The organism is Rosenbergiella collisarenosi, assembly GCF_018494085.1.
GTDB classification, from domain to species: Bacteria; Pseudomonadota; Gammaproteobacteria; order Enterobacterales; family Enterobacteriaceae; genus Rosenbergiella; species Rosenbergiella collisarenosi.
Genome location: NZ_JABBFP010000004.1, coordinates 1 through 24,118, shown reverse-complemented (window position 1 = coordinate 24,118; position 24,118 = coordinate 1). Strand labels below are relative to the sequence as shown.

The window sequence follows — 24,118 nt, the reverse complement described above, 5'->3', positions numbered from 1 at the left end:
AAAAATGAAAGGTATTGTATTAGCAGGTGGTTCCGGAACCCGTTTATATCCTATCACCCAAGGTGTATCGAAGCAGTTAATGCCGATTTACGATAAACCTATGGTGTTTTACCCTATCTCTGTACTGATGATGGCCGGGATCAGTGAAATATTAATCATCTCTACACCGGATGATATGCCAGGCTTTAAACGCTTATTGGGCGATGGCAGTCAATTTGGTGTTGAATTTAGTTATGCCATCCAACCGAGTCCGGATGGCTTAGCTCAAGCATTTATTATCGGTGAAGAGTTTATTGATGGCGATAGCTGTGCATTAGTCCTCGGCGATAATATCTACTTCGGTGAAAGCTTTGGTAAGAAACTTGAGAATGTAGTACAGCGTAGCGAAGGAGCTACTGTTTTCGGATATCAAGTTCTCGACCCCGAGCGTTTCGGCGTAGTGGAGTTCGATGAAAGCAATCGTGCGATCTCTTTAGAAGAGAAACCCGAACAACCTAAATCAAATTGGGCAGTCACCGGTCTTTATTTTTACGATAAAGATGTGGTAGAAATGGCAAAACAAGTTAAACCCTCTCACCGTGGTGAACTTGAAATTACCACCCTGAATGAAATGTATTTAGAAAAAAATAGTTTACACGTTGAAAAACTGGGCCGCGGATTTGCTTGGTTAGATACTGGTACCCACGATAGCTTACTAGAAGCCTCTCAATTTATACATACCATCGAAAAACGCCAAGGTTATAAAGTTGCTTGCTTAGAGGAAATTGCCTACAAAAAGGGCTGGTTAACTAAAGAGCAAGTCGCTTCGCAAGCTAAATTGCTAGCAAAAACTGGCTATGGTCAATATTTACAACGTTTAGTGGATGCTGAATAAATGCAAATTATAGATACCAAAATCGCCGATGTGAAAATTATTCAACCCAAAGTCTTCGGTGATGAGCGGGGTTTCTTTTTAGAAACTTTTGAAGCAAACCGTTATAAAGAAGCTCTGAATATCGATCTTGATTTTGTGCAGGACAATCATTCTCGCTCATCTAAAGGTGTACTAAGAGGTTTGCACTTTCAAACTAAAAATCCACAAGGAAAATTGGTTCGTTGTGTACGAGGCGAAGTTTTTGATGTGGCGGTGGATATTCGTAAAAAATCACCTACTTTTGGACAATGGGTTGGTATTATTCTCTCAGAAGAGAATAAAACACAATTTTGGATTCCTCCTGGTTTAGCTCACGGATTCGTTGTATTATCTGAAATAGCTGATTTCGAATATAAATGTACAGATTACTATATGCCTGGTGCTGAAGGTTGTCTGATGTGGAATGATCCTACAGTTAACATTCATTGGCCTATTAACTTTGATCCTATTCTTTCTGAAAAAGACTTGAAAGGCGATACATTGAAATCGTTGTTATGAATAAATATAATTTAAGTTTTTCTGTTCTTTGCTCACTTTATAATAAGGAGAGTAAGGAAAACTACTATTTTATGCTTGATAGTTTGTATCATCAAACTGTACTTCCTTCAGAAGTTGTTATTGTTTATGATGGTTTTGTCCGAGAAGAATTATCTAATATTACACTCGATTTTTCTAATAAACTAAAAATAATCGTAATACAACTCGAGCATAATGTTGGATTAGGTAAAGCACTGGATATTGGCCTTAGGTCTTGTAATTATGAGATTGTAGCGAGAATGGATACTGACGATATATGCTACAATAATAGATTCGAATTACAATTGGAACAGTTTTATCATAATCCTAATATTGATATTTTAGGTGGAGCAATCTTAGAATTTGATGATGAAAATAGCTTAGAAAGATTAAAAAAACTTCCGCTTAGTAAAGAAGATATAAAGAAATATTCTAAGAAAAAAAATCCAATCAATCATATGACTGTGATGTTTAAGAAAAACAGAGTTTTAAGCTGCGGTGGTTATCAACACCATCTTTTTATGGAGGATTATAATTTATGGTTAAGGTGTATTTCTTTAGATTATAATATCAAAAATTTAGAACAAGTTTTAGTCAAAGCTAGAACGGGAATTGATATGGTCAAAAAACGACGTGGTATAAAGTATATTTCTAGTGAGATAAAATTATTAAAGCTTAGGATGAGTTTGTTCAAAGATCCTTATTTATCGACATTATATATATTTTTTGTTCGTGTTTTTTCTAGATTACTTCCTTATAAAGCACTTAACGTATTATATAAAATTGAAAGAAAGAAGGATGTATAATGCTTCTAAGTATAATAGTCCCTGTGTATAATGTTGAAATATTTATCGATAGTTTTATTAAAAGTATATTAAGTCAACTAACTGACGATTGTGAGATCATCTTTATAGATGATGGTTCACCTGATAAATCTAAAAATATAATAAAAAATTATATAGCTAATAATGAAAGGTTAAAACTATTTGAACAAAAGAATCAAGGCTTAAGTTCTGCAAGGAATACTGGGATATCTAAATCAAGAGGGGATTTCTTAGCCTTCATTGATCCAGACGATTTAGTATCTCCGAACTATATAAACCGCATCATAAATTGTATCAAATCTCAAAATTTTGATATATTGACTTTTAATGCTAATAGAATTGATGCTGATGGTAATTACTTATCTGAATGTACTATTTGTAGTCCAAGTAATAATCGATTAGATTGTTTGAAGGATATATTTAATCGAGGTAGGTGGTATGCTTGGGCTAGAGTATACCGTAAAGAACTTTTTGCTTCAATTCAATTTCCTGTAGGTAAAAGATTCGAGGATTTATTGACAGTTCCCGAACTATATAAGTTATCAAACTCACTATTAAGTATTTCAGACATTTTAATATCGTATCGAGTCAACCCTAGTGGAATAACGAGTAATCCTAAAATATCGGATCTCAAAGATGTATCTGATTTCACAAATAAATATATGAAAATTATTAAGAAGAGTCGAACTATAGATTTTGATTATTTTTTAGATCTTTCTATTTATCTTTCTGGTGTTAAAACCTTGTTTTATATCAGTAGGGATGTTATGGGTGGGCGTAATTCATTTTTATACTTAATTAAGTATATTAAATTTAATTTAGCAATTAGGTTTGGAAATATCACTTTTTTAAATAGAAATAATAAGGTTTTTTTGAAGTTTATACCGGCTTATTATCTTTATTACTCTCTTTTTAAAAAATAATTCGTAGTTATTGTTTTGTAGAATATAAGGTGCGGTATTGTTAATGAGTTTATTATCAAATGCTAAGTGGAACGCGTTGTCTCAAATATTCAAAATTTCACTTCAACTGTTGAGTTTAGTATATCTCGCCAAAATAATACCGCCCAATGAGTACGGGTTAATGGCTATGGCTGCTGTTTTCGTGAACTTGGGTATATTGCTTAGAGATTTAGGTACATCAGCAGCACTTATTCAACAAAGGGTAATCACGGAGGAACTTAAAAATACTATTTTTTGGCTTAATTTAATATTAGGTTTTATTATATTGATAGCTCTGTGCTCTGTGGCTGGTTTTATATCGAGAATATATAATCAACCAAAGTTAGAGTATGTGTTTTATCTACTTAGTTTAACATTTCCCTTATCAAGTTGTGTTTCAGCTCATTTGGCTTTATTGGAAAGAGATTCTAAATTCAAAGTTATTTCTTTTGTTGAAGTTTTTTCATCTTTATTTTCTGTTGTTATTGCTATAATATTAGCAAGGAAAGGATTCGGAGTTTATAGCTTAGTAGTTCAAGCAATATCTTTAAATCTTATCTCTGCTATTTTTTTTTGGTATATATCTAAATGGAGACCATCGTTAAAGTTATTTATTAATAAAGAAGAGCTGCGAAGAATTTTTTCTTTTAGTGCGAATCTTTCTATATTTAACTTGATTAATTATTTTGCTAGAAGCGGAGATAGCTTTATTATTGGAAGGTATATGTCTGCTTCGATATTAGGAAGTTATAATTTAGCATATAGAATTATGCTTTTCCCTTTGCAAAGCCTATCATTTGTAGCCTCACGGTCCTTATACCCCATACTTAGCAATGCACAGGATGATAATCGACTAATATATCGTACATACTGTGATTGTGTATTTGTTATAGTATTAATTACAGCGCCATTGATGACAGGTATAGCAATATTCAGCACTCCCATTATTAACATATTTTTCGGTGAGCAATGGTCAGTTACATCTCAAGTGTTGAAATTGCTAGCTCCTACTGCAATAATTCAATCTATCCTTAGCACTACAGGTTCCGTTTTTACAGCTAAGGGAAGAACAGATGTTCTAATGAAGTTGGGTATTTTAGGTACTATATTACAGTTTGGGTCTTTTTTAATAGGTGTTAATTATAATATTCAAAGTTTTGCCTTGTGTTATCTTGTCGCTAATATACTAAATTTCTTTCCGGTAATGATTGTTTTGATGAATGTTATTTCTGGGAGTTTCTATAAATTTATTTTCAATTTATTTCCTGTATTTTTATCTACTATAATAATGTTTTTCATACTTCGCATTATAGATTTTTATTTTTATAAGTTAGACGAGGTTAGAGATTTTTTTATGCTTTTAGTTATTGGCTGTGGCGGTGCTTTAATTTATTTTATTGTGTTGTATTTTATTTCTAAAAGATTTAGAAGTTTTTTCTCAATAAACTTAAGGTGAAAAATTGAAAATCCTCCTAACAGGCGCTAACGGCCAGCTTGGCCGTTGTTTACAAGATCTTTTCCCAAAAAATGCTGAAGTATTGGCACTCGGTTCGGCTGAACTCGATATTAGCAATCAATCAGCAGTTATCGCTCAAGTTGAACAGTTCCAACCGGCTATCATTATCAATGCAGCAGCCTACACTGCAGTCGATAAGGCTGAATCCGAGCCAGAACAAGCAGCGGCGGTTAATACCTATGCGCCCGCTTATTTAGCTAGTGCGGCAAAAAAAGTCGGTGCCAAGTTCGTTCATGTCTCGACTGACTACGTATTCGAAGGTAATGGTACTCAGCCTTATACCGAGTCCGATGCGGTCTATCCGTTAGGTGTGTACGGCAAGACTAAACTTGCCGGTGAGTTACTGGTACAAAGCATTTTACCGGAAGCCATTATTATCCGCACCGCATGGGTATTCAGCGAATACGGTAATAACTTCGTTAAAACCATGCTGCGTTTAGCGAAAGATCGTCCAGAGCTAGGTATTGTCGGCGACCAACTCGGTTGTCCTACCTACGCAGGGGATATTGCCAAAGCGATATTGGCCACAACCGAAAAATCAGCACCAGGCGGTATCTACCATTTTTGTGGTGATGAGCAAGTCTCCTGGGCAGAATTTGCTTCGGCAATCTTCGAGCAGGCTGAGCAGCAGGGTAAACTCCCTAAGCAACCAAAAGTGAATGCGATCACTACTGCCGATTTCCCGACTCCAGCTAAACGACCGGCTTACTCGGTAATGTCTACGGCTAAAATCGGCGAATTCGTTGCCGCCTCTCCTTGGCGTCAATCGCTGTCTACGGTCTTAGCTCGTATCGACTAATCACTCCAAGACCACCTTAGGGTGGTCTCCTTCAGACTCCCCCCAAAATCCTTCTCTCATCTAGAATTTCACCGATATTCATCTAACGCCATATTTTTTATGCTCGTTGCCTCATCATCAGGAGGTGCACGATGCCATGGATCTACCAGCAGTCGAAAGGGCGCTTATATCACAATCAACGATTTATCGAACAAGGCTACAGCGGTTACCCTCCACATACCAATCGCGGGCAGTCGCAGCATCTCGCCGATCTCGGGCCGATTCCTATTGGTGACTATTTAGTAGGTGGGACTACGCTTTCTCGAACTACGCTGACCGCCAATTGCAGGTGGTAAGATGAAAAGACGACTCCTCGCATTATCCTGCTATCTCGCGCTACCTACTTGCTATGCCTTATCGAATACCGACTACTGCGCTACTTCGCAAGCCTGGGCGGCACAAATCACTGTCGCTAAGCTGCGTAATGAACACTTCGATCCGCAGCCCCTGCCAAAGGTTGAATTATTGTCGCAACAAAGGCTCAGCGGTACGCACGGGCTGCGAGCCTCTAAAGACTTTGGCGAACTCTATAGTCAAACCTTATTAATCACAGTCAGCTCTCAGCGGCCAAAGCAGGCGGCTAAGCACTTCATTGTTAGCTCCATTATCTCCGACCAAGAGTGTTCCATGTCTGAACCCATCATCATTGATCGATCGCTGTTGGGTGAAGATAGGCCATGACCTGATGGTATGCGCTTCAATATCGAGAGTGGGTAATCCCATTCATTCTTCGATGGCACCCTAATAAGTTACCGTCACCGTAACCGTATCGCTGTAGTTGCCAACCGGCTGATTAGTCTGGCTAGGATTAACCAATGCGGTGTAACTTACCGTCTGCGCGTTACCCGTTCCGGTAACACTGAGCGGATTGCTGTCCGTCCAGACAACCCCGTTACTTTGCAATAGCTGGTATTGCAGATAGGCGGTTCCGCTTGAGGTGGTCGCGGCCATTCGCCGCCAATCACCACTCGGCGTATTACTGCTGGTGAGGTTCACCTTATAGCTAGCGTTAGCGGTACAGCGTATGGCTAAAGAGGCAGAGATATGGCTGAAGTCTGCGGGCAGGGCGGCACTCCCAAAATTAATATCGGGAGCGCTATTAATGGCACAATCGTTAGTCACTATCATGGTAACCATGATGGTCGAGGTCGCAACGCCGGAATCACTTGCGCAAAGTCCTAATAGCCCTAAAGTACAGATGTTGTAGCGCCAATTTAAGGTCAGGGTATCGGTATAAGTGCCGGCAGGCACATTCACGCCGCTAGTTGTTTTCAAGTACAGGGGCAGGGTGCCATCACTCGAGTTGAATAAGCCAAGTAGCCCCAGTAACGAGGTTGAACTCCAGGTCTTCGCCCCGCCAATACTATAGGTACTACTGCAGGCGCTATCCCCACATAGCGTATAAGGAATATATCCCCCCGTGCCACTGTTATACAGCCGTGGCGTAGTCCCCGAGCCATTAGCAGAGCTGGAAAAGGTAGCGGTAACGGTATTAGTGCCGAGCAGCGATAGCACGCTTCCTGAGCAGGTAAAGCCCGTTCCCGACTCGACTATTTGCGAGCTACTAGCAAGGCTAAACGAGCTGAGACTCCCAAAGCTGGTACTGCTGGATGAGGCGGAGCATGCGGCGAGTGCGCTGTGGGCGGTTAATATCCCGACAATGCATAATAGATAGATAAGGCGCTTCATGGTGAAACCTCACTAGATGGGCTGCGGGGGCAAATAATTTTCTGGGTATCTAACTGATCGTCGTGATGATCACCCGCTAGCGTATAGACACAGCTTGCTGAGGGGCCCACGGAAATTTTACTGCTTTGCGGCGCATCAGCGAACCATGCTTGTCCACCATAGCCAATCGACGTCGACTGGCCGCTGATCAACTCTTTGACCTGGGTTCCCTGGGCGAGAGGCTGGTCGTGCTGATCGACGATGGTTAACAACAGTGGGTGGGTCATATGCATCGCAAATGTCGCTAGCGCGCCGCTTCCTTCCCTGACGGCGACGTGTTGCTCGACCGTCGCCAGCAGCATATTCGGCGGTAGGCCGAGGGGATCGATATCGAGTTTTGCAGGGTACCAGGCACTGACATAGGGGACGAGCAGATGCCCATAGCGATTTGTCTTGCCTAAGTAGCGATTTTCATAATTAACCGGAATATCGCGATAACCACTGGTACTCACAACGATAAAGGCATCGTTAATTTTACTGCTCGCAAACAGATCATCATCCATCCACACCAAGGAGCCACTGACATCCGTCCACTGAGTGTGGTTACCCGAGCTTCCATATGTTCCGCCGCTCAGTAAGGCGTAATCGGTTTTCCACGATAAATCGGCCTGACGATACCCTTGCTGCCTTGTATCGCTGGCGAGGTTCCACCCTAGTCCCCCTTCCGTCGGTATGGCGCGACTATAGGTCAGCGTTTGCGAGGTTTGGTTATTCGTATCCCGACGCTGGGCGAGCGCCAGCGAGCTGTCGTGACCGAAAGGAATAATCAGTTGTAATTGTCCTGCCACGCCATCATCCCCTAAGGTCTTATTCAACGAGAGGTTGATACTGCTACTTCCCCATAGGCTCTTACTCCACGATAGATTAGCGAGGCGAGTCCGCGTGTGATCCTGCGAGGTAATCGCAAAGTAGCCCAAGCCAATATTGCCGATGGCATGGCCGAAAGGCGCGAAACTGAGTGTCGCTTGCTCCGATCGGCGGCTCAGGGATGCTGTGGTGTCGTAGACAGAGAGATCGCTAAAGGCGCGAGTACGCTGTAAATGGCTAAGGCTCAGATTGAACAGGGGAGAGATCCACGAATAGCCGACAGAGAGCTGCTGTCCGGTCTGCTGCGCAAAAGATTGACTGGCGCTCAGCGACAACGTACCTAAACGCCAAGGCGCGATATCGATACCCACGCCACTCTTAACTAAGCCCTGCCTCGCTTCGCCCTCAACGGCGAGCGTGAGGTGATCCGACACGCCATAGCGGTAATAGCTACTTAACGCCCCCGCCGTGTAGTCAACACTGCGCGTACCATAATGATTTCGCAAGGCGCCGGCGCTGAAATCGTAGTCGCTTAAGCCCGGTTTCAAGAGTTGGTTTGCTACATAGAAAGGAAGACTTGTCTCCACCCGCCGTCCCAATGCATCGGTCGTGACGACGGTCGCGTCGCCAGAGCCATTAATGTAGGGCGTATTGGTCAACGTCCACGGGCCGGCATCTACCGTATTATTACTGGCTTTATAGCCGTTGATAAAAAGATCGACACTACCGGGAACGGCCGCCGTTCCACTAACGTTCAATAGCGGATAGGTCACTAGATCGGGACGAATCGAAAAATTACGGCTGACCCTAATCCCTCCTAAGCGCACGGAGTTACTCCAACTAAGTGAATTACTGATCACATCGCCGACTTGGTAACTGACCATGCGGTCGATATCGCTATAGCGCCATGTGGTGTCGTAGCGCAGGTAGCCTTGATCAGCGTCGTTCCCGCCTCGCCAGTTTTTACGTAGCGTTCCGGTATTAGAAAGGTAACCGCTACTTGAGAAATAACGCTGCTCTAACCATAACGTGGAATAGCGGTTGTTATGTGTGCTATTAGTGGAGTAAAGGTCGTAATTGAATAGCAGTCCCTGTGAACTACTAATCGACTGTCCAATAGCGTTATTTTCCCGAAACGATTGCAGAGGCAACCAACTATCAGGCACCCGAAGTTTTAATACTTGGTGCTGGCTATCGTAAAGGGTCGTTACCCCGGGGAGGGTGGCGGTATCCACCCATTCCTGGTTATCTGAAGTATGGATGTAATGTTTTTTTAGTACTTGGTTTTCAACAAAATAATGTTGGTTTTCCACCTTCACAGGTGTCACCGCTCCATCATTACGGCCATTAGTCTCAATGGTTAACCAGAGGGAATAGCGCTCCACCGGGGCGGATACTGTGCTGGGCTTGGGGAGGGCGTCGTAATCAGCCGCATAGGCCAACCGAGTGGCTAACGCAACGAGTAAGGTGAATGATGAAGGGCATGATAGCCTTACTCGTAGCTTTACGATCATTATCTTAAGGCAATAATCTGGCCATTATCTTCCAGTTTTGCATAGAGATGCAAAGTCGATACATCCTGACTACTTTTCGGTAGCGGGAAGGTCATAGACTGGCCTGCCAATACATACCCTAATAACCCCTTATTCACGACGACCGCAGAGCCATCGAGGATGGGCTGCTTAGCGAAGAACACATCGGTCAGTCGTGCATGGACCTGCCCGTGATTGGTGATCGTCAATTGCGGCTGAGTTTGGCGTGCGACGCTCCACGATAAGGCGGGTGTGGTAGCCGTCGCCGCATCTCGTGGTTTATCGGTACGCGGCTGTGTCCATACACCCTGGGCGTAGGTAAATAGTGGTAGCACATAGCGCATTTGTAACTGCAGTCCTGCACTGTCCTTTGGACTACTTGCACTGCTCGGGGGAAGCTGGTCGAGAATAATACGGTAGGCTTGCTCGCCGCTACGAGGAACGGCACCGGTACGAATTAACCGCACTAACTGCTTCTGTCGCGGGGGAATATCGATAAATGGTGGGCTTGCCACTACCTCTGTTTGATCGGCATAGTGGTCTTGCGACCCTCGCTGTTGCCAGCTAAAAATGCGTACCTGTAGATGAATATCGCTATCACCACGGTTTTCTAACCATAGTGCGCTACCGCTTTGGTCGGCCTCGATGGTCTGCAATATCGGCCACACTAACAATGCATTACCGGCGGCGTTCGACTTGCCTACGCAGAATATCGTGATAAAAAGAGCGAGTAGTCTAATGATTTTCATGACTTAATAAACCAAGGTTACAGTGATGGTGTCAGTATAAGTCCCCTTATTGGGCAGGGAACTCATCGAAAATAGCCGACCATAAATGGTATAGGTCTGCGTTGATTGAGGGAAAGAACTGACGCTATAGGCCAGTGAGCCGCTTCCCCAGACATTACTGTATGCAGCGTCTTGATAAAGTTGGTAGCCCAAGACACTTGACCCATTAGAGAGGTAGCGCTGAGCCGCCGTTCCTCCATGGATGCCATAGTCAAGAGAGAGCGTAATCGCGGTGCCCGGCGTACAAGTCACCACGATAGATCCCGCCCCCACGCTACTGGCAACCTCCACGTTATTACCAATAGCGGTTATAGTACCGAAACTTATCGTACCGAAGTTCCCGCTACTACTGACCTGAGTCGTTCCAAACTCGCAGCCACTAGTGATTACCGCCGAAACCTGGAAGGTATCGCTGGTGGTCCCTGCTGATGCGCTAGCCAAGAATAGGAAACAGCCAAGAATGGCTATTTTACTCACCCAGCCCAAGCCGCCTTACCAACTCAAGGTTGCGGTAACAGTATCGGTGTAGGTTCCTGCAGTCGGTGCGCTCGATTTCTGGTCGCCGGGCAGAATTCGACCGTAGAGGGGAATACTTTGAGCAGTGCCATCCGCGGCAAGCGCGATACTGCCATTGACCGGGATCTCCTTGCTGTATGACGAGTCAGAATAGAGTCGATAAGGGATCGTCGTACTACCCGAGACCATGCTACGTAACTGGTTGGCCTGATTGCCTCCGCCATTGAGCGTGAGGGTCGGTGATAACCCAGAGGTACAGGTCACTGTAACGGTATCGGTTCCATTCGAGCCCAAAACGGTACCGTTGATAATATTGGATAAGTCCGCATAGGTACCAAAGTTAATACTTCCCCATTCGTTGGCGGTTCCTGATGAGGTGTTATTTCCTACGGTACACCCTTCACTAATAATAACTTGTACACCAACTTGACCGCTCAAGGTGCCTTCAGTCGCCGCAGAAGCGGGTAAGGCTGATAACGATAACAATGGAATAATGAATAGGAATGGCCGTAATTTCATATAACACCTCTTGGCTTCAGTTCTGTTTTTTTAAACTGTAATAGTGGCCGAAAAAACGCCGCTAGGAATAATCCTATGGCGCTATAAAATTGTCAATTAACATTAGAGGTATTTAATGAATCCTTACGCTTACCAACCGATCATTAGAGGGGATAAATGATTGGTAAGGAAGTTTAATGAGCTTTTTTAGGTTATTTAACTAATAATATCAACAAGATAAAAAATAATCTTTTTATTACCATCATTAATTTTTATTTTTGGGTTTTGATGAAAATTATCAAGATAAAATGATAAACATTGAGCTGGTTTTCTTGTTTAAAAAAACAGACATTATTTTTCTTAGCAAAAATAATAGGCTTATCGTCAAACTAACACGTGCAAGCCGAATACCTACCAAGGACGTACAGTTTTATTAATTGATAAATAGGGTAGGTGTCTACCTATTTCTATTATTAACAGGCTAATCCTAGGTTAGCATTTTTTTATCGATAAAATTATTACATGGAAGATGGCTTTTAGATAATGAATAATCTTTAGCCATCAATCCCTTCAGTATCCTCTTCGTTATGTTTATTCTCGTGGGCTACACCCTATGTCATACAGCTTGACGTAATAACAACTATCACTTATCTGTTAACGACTATTTCGTCGCGATGATCTCGATACTCTCGCTTAACTGTTGAATAACCCGTAGTGCGGCCCGCGAAAGCTGGCGTGATGGCGCAACGCATAATGCCAAGGTTAACGGCAAAGTCCGGTTGTTGTGGAGGGGAATAAACACCAAGCTCCCTTCCTCTATCTCTCGCTGTACGTCGAGCTGACATAGCAGCGCTATTCCACTATCTTTAGTTACAAAGTGACGAATAAGCGCTATATCGTTGCAGATAATCGTATTCTCCACAGACAGCGCCGCGCGCTGATACAGCGCAATTACGCGTTCGTGCACTACTAGGTTCTCACCCGGTAGAATATGGCGTTGCCCATGTAACTCACTAAGCCTCAATGTTTTTTTCGCTGCCAACGGATGGCGAGGGGAAAGGGCGACACCTACGTCGAGTTCACAAAAACTCCTGACCTCGAGACCGGACACCTCCCCCGGATCCAGTAATAATCCCACATCTAGATTAGCCGTTCGTAACTGTTCGCCGATCGCCTTACTACTCTCGATCACGATTTCTAACGTTAACGACGGGTACTGCTCGACCAGACGTGCTAAACAATCGGCAATTTCACCTTGATTGAGGGCTTGCACTAAGCCGATCTTAACCTTACCCCGCTGTAGCCCCTGGATCTCATCGAAACGCTGTTTCGTCACCTCAAACTCTCGCTGCCAGCGTAGCAGGTCGGCGTACAGCAGCTCACCCGCCGTCGTCATGCGTAACCCATCGGCGAGTCGCTCAAACAGTGGCGTTCCGAATGACGCCTCCGCCTGTAAAATCTGCCGATTGATCGCCGAGGCAGAGATATGCAGGCGTTCGGCAGCCTTGCGTAGGCTACCGCTGCGAACTACGGCGAGATAATAGAGGGCGAAGCGGGAAAATGGGCTCATGGTAAGTGTTCTCTTTTTTGCAACAGCATACTGAATTATTAATGATGGATTAGAACAGGTAAAAGGTTTATCACTTATCTCATAACAAAAATAGTCCGGCGATTATTAAGGAACCCATTATGAGCAACGTAACCCCTCCCGCACACTGTACCTTCGAGCCTGACGATTGGTTAAAACTCGCCGCGCAATGGCACCCCGTCGCGCGCGCCATGGATATCGGCGGGGCACCGGTAAAAGCGGTATTACTGGACGAGCAACTGGTGCTCTATCGCATCCAGGGGGAGGTGGTTGCGGCGCGCGATGTCTGTCCACATCGCGGGGTACCCTTAACGCTAGGTTTTCATGATGAGCAGGGGATTGTCTGCCCCTACCATGGCTTACGCTTCGGCGCAGGCGGTAAGTGCAATCGCATTCCTTCTAGCCCTGACCAAGCCATACCGGCCAAGCTCAATCTCTCGACCTATAAAGTAGAAGAACGTTACGGCCTGATCTGGGTCTGTCTCGCATTCGATGCAGAACAGCCCGCTAAGCTGCCGGTGATGCCGCATTGGGAAAGCGCCGGTTTCCAACAAATTAACTGCCCGGGCTTCGAGGTCAATGGCTTCGCCGGGCGGCAGGTCGAAGGCTTCCTCGATGTCGCGCACTTCGCGTGGATCCATACTGACACCTTTGCCGATGCCAGCAACCAACAGGTTCCCGACTATCAGGCTATCGAGCGCGACTATGGCTTCGAGGCTGACTATTGGAGTACCGTCGGTAACTATCCTGCTAGCAGCGAGTTCCGCGCCCCAGAAGGGTTCAAGTGGTTACGCCACTTCGAGATGCACCTTCCCTTTACCGCTACCTTAACCATTCATTTCCCCGGCGACGCGCGGTTGGTCATCATGAATGCCGCCTCGCCAGTCTCGGCGCGTAAAACGCGGATGTTCGCGCCCATCGCGCGTAATTTCGATCTCGATATCCCGGTCGAAGACGTGTATGCCTTTAACCAGCGCGTGTTCGAGGAGGACCGTCTGATGGTCGAAACGCAGATGCCGGAGCGGCTGCCCCTCGACCTTAGCCTTGAGGCACATATCCCTGCGGATCGCAGCTCTATCGCCTATCGGCGTGGACTGAAAAAAATGGGCTTCGGCGATTTCTTCTTAGTGTGAGGTGGGCGATGCAACAGTTATCAGTGATCGTGGAGAGCCTGTGCTTGCAAGGCTCTGGAAATTTAGCGGTGAGCCTGATGGCCGAGGCGCCAAATAGCGAATTGCCATTTTGGGAGGCAGGGGCGCATATCGATATACAGCTTGCCCCGGGCTTATCACGCCAATATTCACTCACCGGGTCGAACCGCGATCGCCACCGCTACCATATCTGTGTTGCCTTTGATACTGCCTCCCGTGGTGGGTCACGCTTCGTACATCAACAGCTGCGCCCAGGCGATCGTTTACTGATCTCGCCACCGCGTAACCTCTTTGCGCTGCAACCCGCCAAGCGCGTGGTGCTGATCGCCGCGGGTATCGGGATCACCCCGCTGTATGCGATGGCGCTGCAGTTAGAACAGCAAGGGGTGGCCTTCACGCTCCATTATTACTGCCGTCAGGCACATCAGGTGGCCTACCTGTCAGCACTCTCTACTCCATGGCAGCAGGGTGAGTGCCATCTCTGGTTGAGTGAGCAGGGCAACAGCCCACGCCAGCATATCGCGTGTGATCTTACCCAGCCTGCGCCTGACACCCTGATCTACCTCTGCGGGCCGGAAGGTTTTATGCAACAGCAGCGCGAGTGCGCCATCGCTTATGGTTGGCCCGCAGAGGCTGTCTTTACCGAAGCCTTTAAGCCAGCCAGCACCCCGCGTCAGGCGGGAGCCGACGAGAGCTTTATGGTGACTCTAGCGTCAACCGGTCAACAGTGGCCAGTCGCACCGACGCAGACGATCGCACAGGTGTTACTCGAACAAGGGGTGGCGATTCCGCTTTCCTGTGAAATGGGAATGTGCGGTGCCTGTCTAACCGGCGTGGTCGCGGGGGAGGTCGATCATCGGGATACAGTGCAGAGCGAGCAGGAGAAGTGTGGGCCATCACAGCAGGTTGCGCTGTGTTGTTCGCGTAGTCGTAGTGAAGTATTGGTGCTGGATCTCTAATAAAGCCCTATCCAGTGATAGGGCCTAGCGGTTACTAAGGTGAGATGTCGTTTTTCAGATCCTCGGCACCTTCTTTAGTTTTATCCCAACCCTTCTCAGCGCCTTGCTTGGTGCTATGCCAGGCTTTTTGCGAGCCTTCGGAGATTTTGCTACCGGTTGAGTTGGCTTTACCTTCCGCCGCATGTTGTGCTTTGAGCTTTTGCTGCGCGCCTTTATTTTGCGCGGCGTGTAATTTCTCTTTAGCCGTATCCGCGCCTTTATGGGCGGTGGCGAGGGCATCCTCGCTAGCTTGTGTCGCCGCGAAAGCGCCGAAAGAGAGGGTCAATGTGCAAACGAGGATAGCTATTTTTTTCATTATCATTCTCCCAGAAGAAAGTATCGTCACTCAGTATAGTCGATTCTCTTAACATTGGATGTACGTGCCCATAGATTACAGAAATATCTGGGAGGCTTGTTTGAAAACTGTGATGGCCAAGCTGAAAAGTCATGAGCTCTGACTTATCGCGGTTGATAAGCTGGGCAAGCAGGTTTTATTTATAGAGCTTAGTCGCGAATAGCCCACTGCATGGCGAGCTATCTTGCGGGAACCGACATCTAACTCTAGATACGGATGATTTAATAGGTGCCATTTAAAAAATGAGCCTCTGCGGTATATTCATTAGCCAGGCATTCGTATTTATTGGCTGTCTCTGCATCGGTATTGAGTGAGTCAAGAATAGCAAGTCGACATTTTATTTTGGTGGTTTGCCCCCATAGCTCATGTAATTTTAGGATGTTTGATTTTTCTTTGGGTAGGTTTACGATTGCTTCCTTTATCGCTAATTCTAGTTTTTTCCTAGCATCAATTTCTTCTTTTATATATTTTTCATTTATCTCTCTTAATTGCGTCATTTCGGGTTGCGTAAATGCCGCGCTAATCTGAAACGAAAACAGTATTGTTAAGGCAATAAATTCTCTATTCCTCATAATAAGTCACTCTCCGGTTAAATCTGTCAGCAGGGACTTTTATCCAACAATTCCAAATAGAAATGGCTTTCCAAAACCATTCATATCGCCAGCGTAAGCCCTCCTTTGTCTGCACTCTCGGGATTTTGGCGTATCCTGTTTTTTGCACTCGCCTAGGTTTCATTCCCTTATCCATTAAGCACTTTATCTATGACAAGATTTATCTCCCCTTTTATTGACCTTGATGAGAGATATGACGTTTTTTTGGCTACTCTCCTCGCGAATCGTGGATTATCGTCCCAACAGGTAGCGATTGGCGACAAGGAGCCACGTATCTCGTTGCTCGCTACGCAGTGACAGCAACTCGCCAGCCTTGAAGTCGGCGCGTAGCCGATAGATACCGCCTTCAGCCCAGACGATAAAACGTTGATTGTGGCAAATAAAGGCGACGTACTATGGAGCGTCATTGATTTAACGCGCTTGCCGGTGGGGGGTGTTGAGTTATTTGATCTTGGGCCCGCTATAGCGAAAATCTTCCTCGAGGGCGTGGCAGTCATTACCCCAGCGATTTTTAAGCCTTATTTTAATAAGAAAAAACGCTTTTAATCCGAAAATTAAGGGCTTAAGTCATTTATTTTCGCAGAAGCGTAATAAAACAGGCATAATATCGATTCAAAAAATTAAAAATTCTTATTATTTCGACCTAAATACAGGAACTCAGGTAATGAAGATTGCGATTGCTGGCACGGGATATGTTGGACTCTCAAACGGAATTCTGCTTGCGCAACATAATCAAGTGGTTGCGTTAGATATAGACCAACAGAAGGTCGAAAAATTAAATAACCAGCAATCGCCGATTGTTGATCGTGAAATCGAGCACTATCTCGCCAACAAGCCGCTGAATTTCACTGCCACTACCGATAAGCAGTTCGCTTACCAAGATGCGCAATTCGTTATCGTCGCAACGCCGACGGACTATGACGTAGAGTCTAACTATTTCAATACCCGTAGCGTCGAATCGGTGATCCAAGATGTGCTGGCGATCAATCCGCAAGCCACCATTATTATTAAATCGACGATCCCTGTCGGTTTTACGCGTAGTTTGAAAGAAAAACTCGGAGTTGAGAATATTATTTTCTCGCCAGAGTTTTTGCGCGAAGGCAAAGCCCTCTACGACAACTTATATCCTTCGCGCATTGTGGTCGGTAGCCAGAGCGAGGCCGCTCGCCAGTTCGCGCAACTGCTCGTTGATGGCGCGGAAAAAGAGGATATCCCGGTACTCTTTACTGACGATACCGAAGCCGAAGCTATCAAACTCTTCGCCAATACCTACCTCGCACTGCGTATCGCCTACTTCAACGAACTCGATAGCTATGCCGAGCATCATGGTCTCGATGCACGACAAATCATCGAAGGGGTGAGCCACGATCCGCGTATCGGCAATCACTATAACAACCCGTCATTCGGCTATGGGGGGTATTGCTTACCAAAAGACACTAAGCAGTTACGCGCGAACTACGAGCAGGTACCCAACAACATCATTACCGCTATCGTCGACGCTAACCGTACCCGTAAGGATTTCGTGGCCGAAAGTATCCTGAAAAAGCAGCCCAAACGCGTTGGTATCTATCGCTTAGTGATGAAGGCCGGCTCTGATAATTTCCGCGCCTCCGCCATCCAAGGCATTATGAAGCGCTTGAAGGCGAAAGGGGTTGACGTGATGGTGTACGAGCCAGTCCTCAACGAAGAGACCTTCTTCAATTCGCCGGTCACCCATGATCTGCAGCAACTCAAGCAGGACTGTGATCTAATCATCGCCAACCGACTGGTTGAAGAGTTGCAGGATGTACGAGAAAAAGTCTATACCCGTGATCTGTTCGGCAATGACTAAGCTTTCCTAATAAATAAGGCTGACTTTTGTCAGCCTTTTTTATTTTGTGCGGTACACTACCCCGAGTAATAAATAAGACCCAGCACAGGGAAGCAAAATGAGAATAGCGGTTACTGGCGGCGCAGGCTTTATCGGCTCCGAGGTTGTGAGACAAATTATTGAACACACGACGCATCAGGTATTAGTGATTGACGCGTTAACGTATGCGGGGAACCTTCATTCGCTCAGCTCGGTTGCCAGCCATCCTCGCTATCGCTTTAGTCATACTTCTATTGGAGACAGACCGGCGATTACTCAGCTATTCAGTGAATTCCAACCGCAAGTTGTGATGCACCTCGCCGCAGAGAGTCACGTTGATCGCTCTATCTCTGGACCCGATAACTTTATCGAGTCGAATATCCTCGGTACCTTCGAATTACTAGAAGCGACACGTCACTATTTTCAACAGCTTCCCGAAACCGAGCAGGCAACTTTCCGCTTCCATCACATCTCTACCGATGAAGTGTTTGGCGATTTAGCGCATAGCGATGACTTCTTCACTGAGCAAACGCCTTATGCGCCAAGTAGCCCCTATTCGGCGTCGAAAGCGGCTAGCGACCATCTAGTACGTGCCTGGCATCGTACTTACCAGCTACCGGTGATCGTAACTAACTGTTCAAATAATTACGGGCCTTATCAGTTTCCTGAAAAATTAATTCCACTGGTTATCCTCAATGCATTACAGGGTAAACCGTTACCGATTTACGGTATGGGAGAACAGATCCGCGACTGGCTCTATGTTGCCGACCATGCGCGGGCGCTACTCTGTGTCGCCCTCGAAGGGAAAGTTGGTGAGACCTATAACATCGGCGGACATAACGAGAAGCGCAATATCGATGTGGTAAACAGTATCTGCCAATTGCTCGACGAGCGGTTCCCGGATAAACCTCAAGGCATCGACAGTTATACACAACTGATCCAGTTTGTTACCGATCGTCCTGGGCACGATAAGCGCTACGCGATCGACGCGACCAAAATCGCTCAGCAGCTGAATTGGCACCCGCTGGAAACCTTCGAGTCCGGTTTACGTAAAACGGTAGACTGGTATCTCGCGAATCCAGAGTGGTGGCAAGCGGTTCTCGATGGCAGCTATGCGACGTTGACGACGAGCGCTTCTCAAGTGGAAGGAGTCCAACTATGAAAGGTATCGTACTCGCGGGGGGATCGGGAACGCGTCTCTATCCGATCACTCAAGGCATCTCTAAGCAGTTATTACCGGTTTACGACAAACCGATGATCTATTATCCAATCTCGGTATTAATGATCGCCGGGATCCGTGACATCCTAATTATTACCACGCCGGACGATCTCACGTCTTTTCAGCGACTCTTGGGAAATGGTCAGCAATTTGGCCTGCGTTTAACCTATGAGGTACAACCTAAGCCAGAAGGGCTGGCTCAGGCCTTCCTGATTGGCGAGACCTTTATTGCCGGCGAAAATTGTGCGTTGGTATTGGGCGATAATGTGTTCTTTGGACAGGGATTCGGTAGTAAATTAGTGTCGGTGGCGGAGAACTTAGCGGGCGCAACCGTCTTCGGTTATCAAGTCCGTGACCCTGAACGCTACGGAGTGGTGGAGTTCGACCACCAGTTTAAAGCGCTGTCATTGGAGGAGAAACCTCTCGCGCCTCGCTCAAACTGGGCAGTGACTGGCCTCTATTTCTACGATAATCAAGTCACTGAGATGGCGAAGCGCGTAAAACCGTCGTCGCGTGGCGAGTTAGAAATTACCGCGATCAACCAAATGTATCTCGAACAAGGACAGCTTAACGTCGAACGGTTAGGGCGCGGCTTTGCATGGTTAGATACTGGCACCCACGAAAGTTTATTAGATGCCTCGCAATTTATTCATACCATAGAAGAGCGTCAGGGCTTCAAGGTGGCGTGTTTAGAAGAGATTGCCTATCGTCAAGGCTGGTTAACGCGCGAACAGGTATTGGCACAAAGCCAACGTCTAGCTAAAACACGTTATGGCGAATATCTGGCTACCGTGATCGAGCTATTCTAACCATGCACCATGGCAACATCAGGTTGCCATGGTGAATGTTTCCCCATCACGGTGAGTCGTTTCCAATTGGCCACAGAGCCAGTGTCTTCTAATATTCGTAGCGTTTTTGTCGAGTCATTATTAAGGTGAAGATATTAGCCGACATAATAAATATTTATAAGAACGCTTAGAATTATTAATAACATAATTATCTAACCTATTATTTAAAATAACTCGCCCCCCCAATCAACGACAATAGTTAACATAACCTCTATTTATTATCCGCGAAGCTCAACCGCGTTATTCATTAATATCGATATATCCCGCTGCAACACATTATATAAAAGACTAATTTACCCGCCGAACGTTGTGACGTAACACAAAATATTGTGTAAAAGCTCTCACTTGTCATAAATAACGCTGTATTTATATTACCGGTCGTTGCTAGGGTGATAATAGTACTCGGCAGCGACGTGTAACAGGATGGTTACGCGCTAACACGTAAGGGAATAACGTGGTCTATTACTCAGCCTCTTTTCGGCATCGACTCTTACTGGCCCTGTGGCCGATCTCATTTACCCTATCAGGCGAGGCATCAGCCAAGCTCCTAGAGCGGACAGGTGCGGCCGTCGGGCAAGTCGTGACGATGTCTACGCTGCCCGATAACGACCAGCAACTGATCCATCAGCAAGCCCAGCAGCGTGCCTTGGAACAGCGCTTAGCGTTACCGGACCCAGATGTGCGTGTCGAACTACCCTCCGACATCTCACTAATGAAAGGTTTTCCTCAAGAAACGCCTTGCTTTCCCCTACGACAGGTCACGCTCTCTGGCAACGAGGCGTTCCCGCGCTGGCTTGCCCTACAGCGACTCGCCAATACCGCCGTCGGTCAATGCTTAGGGAGTCAGGGGATAAATTTGCTGATGCGCCGCCTACAGAATCGGCTGGTGGATCACGGCTATGTCACAAGCCGCGTGCTGGCCACAGAGCAAGACTTGACCCGTGCAGTCCTTCACCTCACGCTAGTCCCCGGCAAGGTCAGGCAGCTGACCACTGGGCCTGAGCCGCGTAGGGGCATCTCCCTTACCACTGCCTTTCCCGCACGATCCGGGGCGTTAGTCGATCTTCGCGATCTCGAACAAGGACTGGAAAATTTACAACGCCTGCCGTCGGTACAGGCGAGTATGGAAATAGTTCCGACCGAGCAGCCAGGAGAGAGCGATATCGTCGTCAACTGGCAGCAAGCGCGCCAGTGGCGGCTCGGCCTCTTCCTCGACGATTCGGGCACACGCAGCACCGGCCGCTACCAAGCCGGAACTACCCTCTATCTCGATAACCCGTTGACGCTCAGCGACAGTCTGTATCTCAACGCAGGCAAAGCCCTGTTTGCCCGCGGCGGCAAGGGAACCCACAACTATACCGGACAGTACACGTTGCCTTATGGCTATTGGCTGGCCAGCCTTACCGGGAGTTATAACGATTATTACCAGACGATTGCCGGGGCCCACGCCGATTATCGTTATCGTGGGCAGAGTCAACAACTGGCGCTACAACTGGGTCGCATCATTCATCGCGGCGCACAGCATAAAACTCGGCTGACCGGCGCGGTGACGATGCGTGGGTCGAAGAATTTTATCGATGATACGGCTATCGCGACTCAGCATCGTAAAACAACATCGTGGAAAGCGACACTTCACCATCAACATTTTATTCAAGCCGCCACCCTCAATCTTATGGCGAGTTATCAGCAGGGTACCCGATGGTTTGGCGCGCTGCCTGCGACAGAGGAGGCCTTTGGTGAGGCGACGGCGTTAAGCCGTATTGTGCAACTCAATGCCGATTTTACCCTGCCGTTTACGCTGGGATCGCAGAATTTTCGCTATCAATTGCTCTATCAGCAGCAGCTCACCCCTACGCACTTAACCCCCACGGAACAATTTTCCATCGGTGGCCGCTGGACGGTGCGTGGCTTCGATGGTGAACGTTCCCTCAGTGCCGATCAGGGGCACTTACTTCGTAATGAATGGAGTTGGTTCACTCCCTTCGCCGCGCAGCAGCTTTATCTAGGGGTGGACTATGGCGTGGTTAAAGGACACAGCACCACGCCATTACTGGGACGCACCCTGGTCGGCAGCGTGGTGGGGATCCGCGGGCAGGTACTCTCCACCGGCTACGACACCTTTATCGGTGTACCCCTATCGGCTCCGCAAGGCTTTATGCAAGACCGTGTAACGCTGGGCTTTACGCTTAATTGGTTCTATTGAGGATTCAAGGATGAATAAAAATCGCTATCGGATCGTGTTTAATCGCGCCCGGGGGATGGCAATGGTGGTCGCCGATATTACAGTAGCGACGCAGTCACTCAGTGCTCCTTGCCCGCGCATCGCCCGCCAGTCAGCCTCGGGGGCTTTTCGTCTGACTCGGCTTAGCTTAGCGTTACTGCTCGCGGCGGGGAGCATTAGCCTACCGGCACAGGCTAGGATCATTGCAGACTCGCAAGCCGCTCAGCGACCGACCGTCGTGCAAACGGCGAGTGGGATGGAGCAGGTCAATATTCGACCGCCCAGTGCCGCCGGCGTCTCGCACAATACCTATACTCAGTTCGATATCGAACGCCAAGGGGCCATTTTGAATAATGGCCGTACCGCCAGCCAAACCCAGCTCGCGGGTTATGTCACGGCCAACCCTTGGCTCGGCAGGGGCGAAGCAAAGGTTATTCTCAATGAAGTGAATAGCCGTGACCCCTCGCGCCTGCATGGCCTGTTGGAGGTAGCGGGTCGCCAGGCCGATATCATCATCGCGAATCCTGCCGGGATCACCTGCGACGGCTGTGGTTTTATTAATGCTAATCGTGCCACGCTCACCACGGGCAACGTTGCGCTTACCGACGGCCAGCTCAGTCATTACGCCGTCGAGCGAGGCCTGATTCGGGTCGAAGGCAAGGGGATGGATAGTACGCGCCAAGATAGCACCGAGCTGCTGGCCCGTGCGGTAAAAATCAATGCGGCAGTGCACGCCAAGGCGCTGGCGATAACCGTTGGGGCGAATAAGATTGATGCGCGTAACGGCGCGGTCCACGCCCAGAGCGCCCGCGATGGCGAACGCCCACAGTTTGCGGTGGATGTCTCCCAGATCGGCGGTATGTATGCCAATAAAATTGTCCTGCGAGGCACCGAAGCGGGCGTCGGGGTACGTAACGCCGGGACGCTCGGCGCGGCGGCGGGGGAGGTAGTGATCACCACGGCGGGAACGCTGACGAACAGCGGTAACCTGCAGGCGAGCCAGCATATACAGCTCACCGCCGGCGGCGACCTAACCAGTAGCGGCGTACTGGCCGCAGGTATTGCGCCGCAGGGACAAGCGGGTCAATCCGCCAACCTGACCCTGACCAGCGCAGGCGCTATCGCGCTCAGTGGCGTACAGCGCGCGCAAGGCAACGTACGGGTGAGCGCGCAACGGGTCACGGCCAACACCAGTCAGACACAGGCCGAAAGCGTCGAGCTCAACGCGAGTGCGGGTAACGTCGAGACGCGCAACGCGCAGGTGGTCGCAAAACGCATCACGGTGAGTAGTACGGCGGATGTGATCAACGATGGCGGGCACCTGAGCGGCGAAACGCTAGCGATCCGCGCCAACCGCCTCTCGAATCGAGGCGGAACCCTCGCGCAACAGGGCGAGCAGGCCCTCACGCTTGCTCATCAAGGCGGGATCGATAACACGCAAGGCCGCATCCTGACGCAGGGCCAGCGCCTGTCTCTCAGCGGTTCACAGCTACTTAATCAGCAGGGGGAAATCCGTGGCACCGAGATTGACGTCAACACCCCCTCATCTCTACTTGATAACCAACAGGGGGTTATTGCGGCCTCTCGTCGCATCGGGCTGACCAGTCAGGGGCTTAATAATAATAGCGGGCTGATCCAGGCCGGTGAGTCACTGACGCTCGCCCTACAGGGTGGGCGCTTAACTAACCGCGGTAATGCAGCGTCGGGCGGTATCCTTAGCGAGGGCCGCTTAACGCTGAGTAGCGGAGACCTCGATAATCACCAAGGGATCATCGCGGCTCGGGAGGAGGCAACCTTAACCACCGCAGTGTTAACCAATCAGGGCGGGACGATCCTCGGCGGGGCGGATCTTCGCATAACC

Annotated in this window: 23 protein-coding genes; 15 read left to right on the top strand and 8 right to left on the bottom strand. The window is 47.7% G+C overall.

What is annotated here, in order from left to right; translation table 11 throughout:
- Positions 1-4: 4 nt before the first annotated feature.
- The 8 genes from rfbA (HGT70_RS07945) to HGT70_RS07910 all read left to right on the top strand — a co-directional run bounded on the left by rfbA (HGT70_RS07945) (position 5) and on the right by HGT70_RS07910 (position 6,229).
- Positions 5-874, top strand: coding sequence for a glucose-1-phosphate thymidylyltransferase RfbA (rfbA, locus tag HGT70_RS07945; protein WP_214195534.1), 870 nt, complete (start codon positions 5-7; stop codon positions 872-874).
- On the top strand, positions 875-1,411 hold the full coding sequence (rfbC, locus tag HGT70_RS07940) for a dTDP-4-dehydrorhamnose 3,5-epimerase (RefSeq protein ID WP_214195533.1): 537 nt from the start codon (positions 875-877) through the stop codon (positions 1,409-1,411). It abuts the gene before it with no gap.
- Entirely contained in the window at positions 1,408-2,235 is an 828-nt protein-coding gene (locus HGT70_RS07935; RefSeq protein WP_214195532.1) for a glycosyltransferase, read from the top strand. The genes rfbC and HGT70_RS07935 overlap by 4 nt, the downstream gene beginning before the upstream one ends.
- Positions 2,235-3,176, top strand: a complete 942-nt coding sequence (locus tag HGT70_RS07930; RefSeq protein WP_214195531.1) for a glycosyltransferase family 2 protein — start codon at positions 2,235-2,237, stop codon at positions 3,174-3,176. Before HGT70_RS07935 ends, HGT70_RS07930 begins: the two co-directional genes overlap by 1 nt.
- Before the next feature lie 43 nt (positions 3,177-3,219).
- Positions 3,220-4,650, top strand: coding sequence for a lipopolysaccharide biosynthesis protein (locus HGT70_RS07925; RefSeq protein ID WP_214195530.1), 1,431 nt, complete (start codon positions 3,220-3,222; stop codon positions 4,648-4,650).
- A gap of 4 nt (positions 4,651-4,654) precedes the next feature.
- On the top strand, positions 4,655-5,509 hold the full coding sequence (rfbD, locus tag HGT70_RS07920; protein WP_214195529.1) for a dTDP-4-dehydrorhamnose reductase: 855 nt from the start codon (positions 4,655-4,657) through the stop codon (positions 5,507-5,509).
- Positions 5,510-5,640: 131 nt separating this feature from the next.
- On the top strand, positions 5,641-5,844 hold the full coding sequence (locus HGT70_RS07915) for a hypothetical protein (RefSeq protein WP_214195528.1): 204 nt from the start codon (positions 5,641-5,643) through the stop codon (positions 5,842-5,844).
- A gap of 1 nt (position 5,845) precedes the next feature.
- Complete coding sequence (locus tag HGT70_RS07910; protein ID WP_214195527.1) at positions 5,846-6,229, top strand: hypothetical protein; 384 nt, start codon at positions 5,846-5,848, stop codon at positions 6,227-6,229.
- Between the two features lie 60 nt (positions 6,230-6,289).
- Here HGT70_RS07910 and HGT70_RS07905 read toward each other — a convergent pair whose 3' ends face one another.
- From HGT70_RS07905 to HGT70_RS07880, 6 genes are all read right to left on the bottom strand, one after another.
- Positions 6,290-7,237, bottom strand: coding sequence for a Csu type fimbrial protein (locus HGT70_RS07905; protein WP_214195526.1), 948 nt, complete (start codon positions 7,235-7,237; stop codon positions 6,290-6,292).
- Positions 7,234-9,597: a fimbria/pilus outer membrane usher protein gene (locus HGT70_RS07900; protein WP_214195525.1), complete on the bottom strand. Its 2,364-nt coding sequence runs from the start codon at positions 9,595-9,597 to the stop codon at positions 7,234-7,236. The genes HGT70_RS07905 and HGT70_RS07900 overlap by 4 nt, the downstream gene beginning before the upstream one ends.
- Entirely contained in the window at positions 9,597-10,364 is a 768-nt protein-coding gene (locus HGT70_RS07895) for a fimbrial biogenesis chaperone (RefSeq protein ID WP_214195524.1), read from the bottom strand. Before HGT70_RS07895 ends, HGT70_RS07900 begins: the two co-directional genes overlap by 1 nt.
- Positions 10,365-10,367: 3 nt before the next feature.
- Positions 10,368-10,880, bottom strand: coding sequence for a Csu type fimbrial protein (locus tag HGT70_RS07890; RefSeq protein ID WP_214195523.1), 513 nt, complete (start codon positions 10,878-10,880; stop codon positions 10,368-10,370).
- A 15-nt stretch (positions 10,881-10,895) separates the two neighbouring features.
- On the bottom strand, positions 10,896-11,438 hold the full coding sequence (locus HGT70_RS07885) for a Csu type fimbrial protein (protein WP_214195522.1): 543 nt from the start codon (positions 11,436-11,438) through the stop codon (positions 10,896-10,898).
- A 640-nt stretch (positions 11,439-12,078) separates the two neighbouring features.
- Complete coding sequence (locus tag HGT70_RS07880) at positions 12,079-12,987, bottom strand: LysR family transcriptional regulator (protein ID WP_214195521.1); 909 nt, start codon at positions 12,985-12,987, stop codon at positions 12,079-12,081.
- Positions 12,988-13,106: 119 nt separating this feature from the next.
- Here HGT70_RS07880 and hpxD point away from each other — a divergent pair, with 119 nt between their 5' ends.
- Together hpxD and HGT70_RS07870 are read left to right on the top strand one after the other, a co-directional pair.
- On the top strand, positions 13,107-14,138 hold the full coding sequence (gene hpxD / locus HGT70_RS07875; protein ID WP_214195520.1) for a molybdenum cofactor-independent xanthine hydroxylase subunit HpxD: 1,032 nt from the start codon (positions 13,107-13,109) through the stop codon (positions 14,136-14,138).
- An 8-nt stretch (positions 14,139-14,146) separates the two neighbouring features.
- The gene (locus tag HGT70_RS07870) at positions 14,147-15,115 is read left to right on the top strand and encodes a PDR/VanB family oxidoreductase (RefSeq protein ID WP_214195519.1); all 969 of its coding nucleotides are present in this window, start codon (positions 14,147-14,149) and stop codon (positions 15,113-15,115) included.
- Positions 15,116-15,149: 34 nt separating this feature from the next.
- Here HGT70_RS07870 and HGT70_RS07865 read toward each other — a convergent pair whose 3' ends face one another.
- Together HGT70_RS07865 and HGT70_RS07860 are read right to left on the bottom strand one after the other, a co-directional pair.
- On the bottom strand, positions 15,150-15,470 hold the full coding sequence (locus tag HGT70_RS07865) for a hypothetical protein (RefSeq protein ID WP_214195518.1): 321 nt from the start codon (positions 15,468-15,470) through the stop codon (positions 15,150-15,152).
- Between the two features lie 260 nt (positions 15,471-15,730).
- Positions 15,731-16,081 (bottom strand): hypothetical protein, encoded by a 351-nt coding sequence (locus HGT70_RS07860; RefSeq protein WP_214195517.1) that lies wholly within the window; start codon positions 16,079-16,081, stop codon positions 15,731-15,733.
- A gap of 703 nt (positions 16,082-16,784) precedes the next feature.
- Between HGT70_RS07860 and HGT70_RS07855 the strand changes: the two genes are divergently transcribed.
- The 5 genes from HGT70_RS07855 to HGT70_RS07835 all read left to right on the top strand — a co-directional run.
- A complete protein-coding gene (locus HGT70_RS07855; RefSeq protein ID WP_071431734.1) occupies positions 16,785-17,951 on the top strand; it encodes a nucleotide sugar dehydrogenase in 1,167 nt (388 codons plus the stop codon).
- A gap of 97 nt (positions 17,952-18,048) precedes the next feature.
- Positions 18,049-19,131: a dTDP-glucose 4,6-dehydratase gene (rfbB, locus tag HGT70_RS07850; protein ID WP_071431732.1), complete on the top strand. Its 1,083-nt coding sequence runs from the start codon at positions 18,049-18,051 to the stop codon at positions 19,129-19,131.
- Entirely contained in the window at positions 19,128-19,997 is an 870-nt protein-coding gene (gene rfbA / locus HGT70_RS07845; protein WP_214195516.1) for a glucose-1-phosphate thymidylyltransferase RfbA, read from the top strand. Before rfbB ends, rfbA (HGT70_RS07845) begins: the two co-directional genes overlap by 4 nt.
- 625 nt (positions 19,998-20,622) lie before the next feature.
- Positions 20,623-22,239: a ShlB/FhaC/HecB family hemolysin secretion/activation protein gene (locus tag HGT70_RS07840; protein ID WP_244968884.1), complete on the top strand. Its 1,617-nt coding sequence runs from the start codon at positions 20,623-20,625 to the stop codon at positions 22,237-22,239.
- Positions 22,240-22,249: 10 nt separating this feature from the next.
- The coding region (locus HGT70_RS07835) for a two-partner secretion domain-containing protein (protein WP_214195514.1) at positions 22,250-24,118 on the top strand (1,869 nt) is incomplete at its 3' end.

What these genes read in the sequence shown, in the direction of transcription:
- rfbA (WP_214195534.1), top strand. Translation starts at nt 5, where the DNA reads ATGAAAGGTATTGTATTAGCAGGTGGTTCCGGAACCCGTTTATATCCT.
- rfbC (WP_214195533.1), top strand. Translation starts at nt 875, where the DNA reads ATGCAAATTATAGATACCAAAATCGCCGATGTGAAAATTATTCAACCC.
- HGT70_RS07935 (WP_214195532.1), top strand. Translation starts at nt 1,408, where the DNA reads ATGAATAAATATAATTTAAGTTTTTCTGTTCTTTGCTCACTTTATAAT.
- HGT70_RS07930 (WP_214195531.1), top strand. Translation starts at nt 2,235, where the DNA reads ATGCTTCTAAGTATAATAGTCCCTGTGTATAATGTTGAAATATTTATC.
- HGT70_RS07925 (WP_214195530.1), top strand. Translation starts at nt 3,220, where the DNA reads ATGAGTTTATTATCAAATGCTAAGTGGAACGCGTTGTCTCAAATATTC.
- HGT70_RS07915 (WP_214195528.1), top strand. Translation starts at nt 5,641, where the DNA reads ATGCCATGGATCTACCAGCAGTCGAAAGGGCGCTTATATCACAATCAA.
- HGT70_RS07910 (WP_214195527.1), top strand. Translation starts at nt 5,846, where the DNA reads ATGAAAAGACGACTCCTCGCATTATCCTGCTATCTCGCGCTACCTACT.
- HGT70_RS07905 (WP_214195526.1), bottom strand. Translation starts at nt 7,237, where the DNA reads ATGAAGCGCCTTATCTATCTATTATGCATTGTCGGGATATTAACCGCC.
- HGT70_RS07900 (WP_214195525.1), bottom strand. Translation starts at nt 9,597, where the DNA reads ATGATCGTAAAGCTACGAGTAAGGCTATCATGCCCTTCATCATTCACC.
- HGT70_RS07895 (WP_214195524.1), bottom strand. Translation starts at nt 10,364, where the DNA reads ATGAAAATCATTAGACTACTCGCTCTTTTTATCACGATATTCTGCGTA.
- HGT70_RS07885 (WP_214195522.1), bottom strand. Translation starts at nt 11,438, where the DNA reads ATGAAATTACGGCCATTCCTATTCATTATTCCATTGTTATCGTTATCA.
- HGT70_RS07880 (WP_214195521.1), bottom strand. Translation starts at nt 12,987, where the DNA reads ATGAGCCCATTTTCCCGCTTCGCCCTCTATTATCTCGCCGTAGTTCGC.
- hpxD (WP_214195520.1), top strand. Translation starts at nt 13,107, where the DNA reads ATGAGCAACGTAACCCCTCCCGCACACTGTACCTTCGAGCCTGACGAT.
- HGT70_RS07870 (WP_214195519.1), top strand. Translation starts at nt 14,147, where the DNA reads ATGCAACAGTTATCAGTGATCGTGGAGAGCCTGTGCTTGCAAGGCTCT.
- HGT70_RS07865 (WP_214195518.1), bottom strand. Translation starts at nt 15,470, where the DNA reads ATGAAAAAAATAGCTATCCTCGTTTGCACATTGACCCTCTCTTTCGGC.
- HGT70_RS07860 (WP_214195517.1), bottom strand. Translation starts at nt 16,081, where the DNA reads ATGAGGAATAGAGAATTTATTGCCTTAACAATACTGTTTTCGTTTCAG.
- HGT70_RS07855 (WP_071431734.1), top strand. Translation starts at nt 16,785, where the DNA reads ATGAAGATTGCGATTGCTGGCACGGGATATGTTGGACTCTCAAACGGA.
- rfbB (WP_071431732.1), top strand. Translation starts at nt 18,049, where the DNA reads ATGAGAATAGCGGTTACTGGCGGCGCAGGCTTTATCGGCTCCGAGGTT.
- rfbA (WP_214195516.1), top strand. Translation starts at nt 19,128, where the DNA reads ATGAAAGGTATCGTACTCGCGGGGGGATCGGGAACGCGTCTCTATCCG.
- HGT70_RS07840 (WP_244968884.1), top strand. Translation starts at nt 20,623, where the DNA reads ATGTCTACGCTGCCCGATAACGACCAGCAACTGATCCATCAGCAAGCC.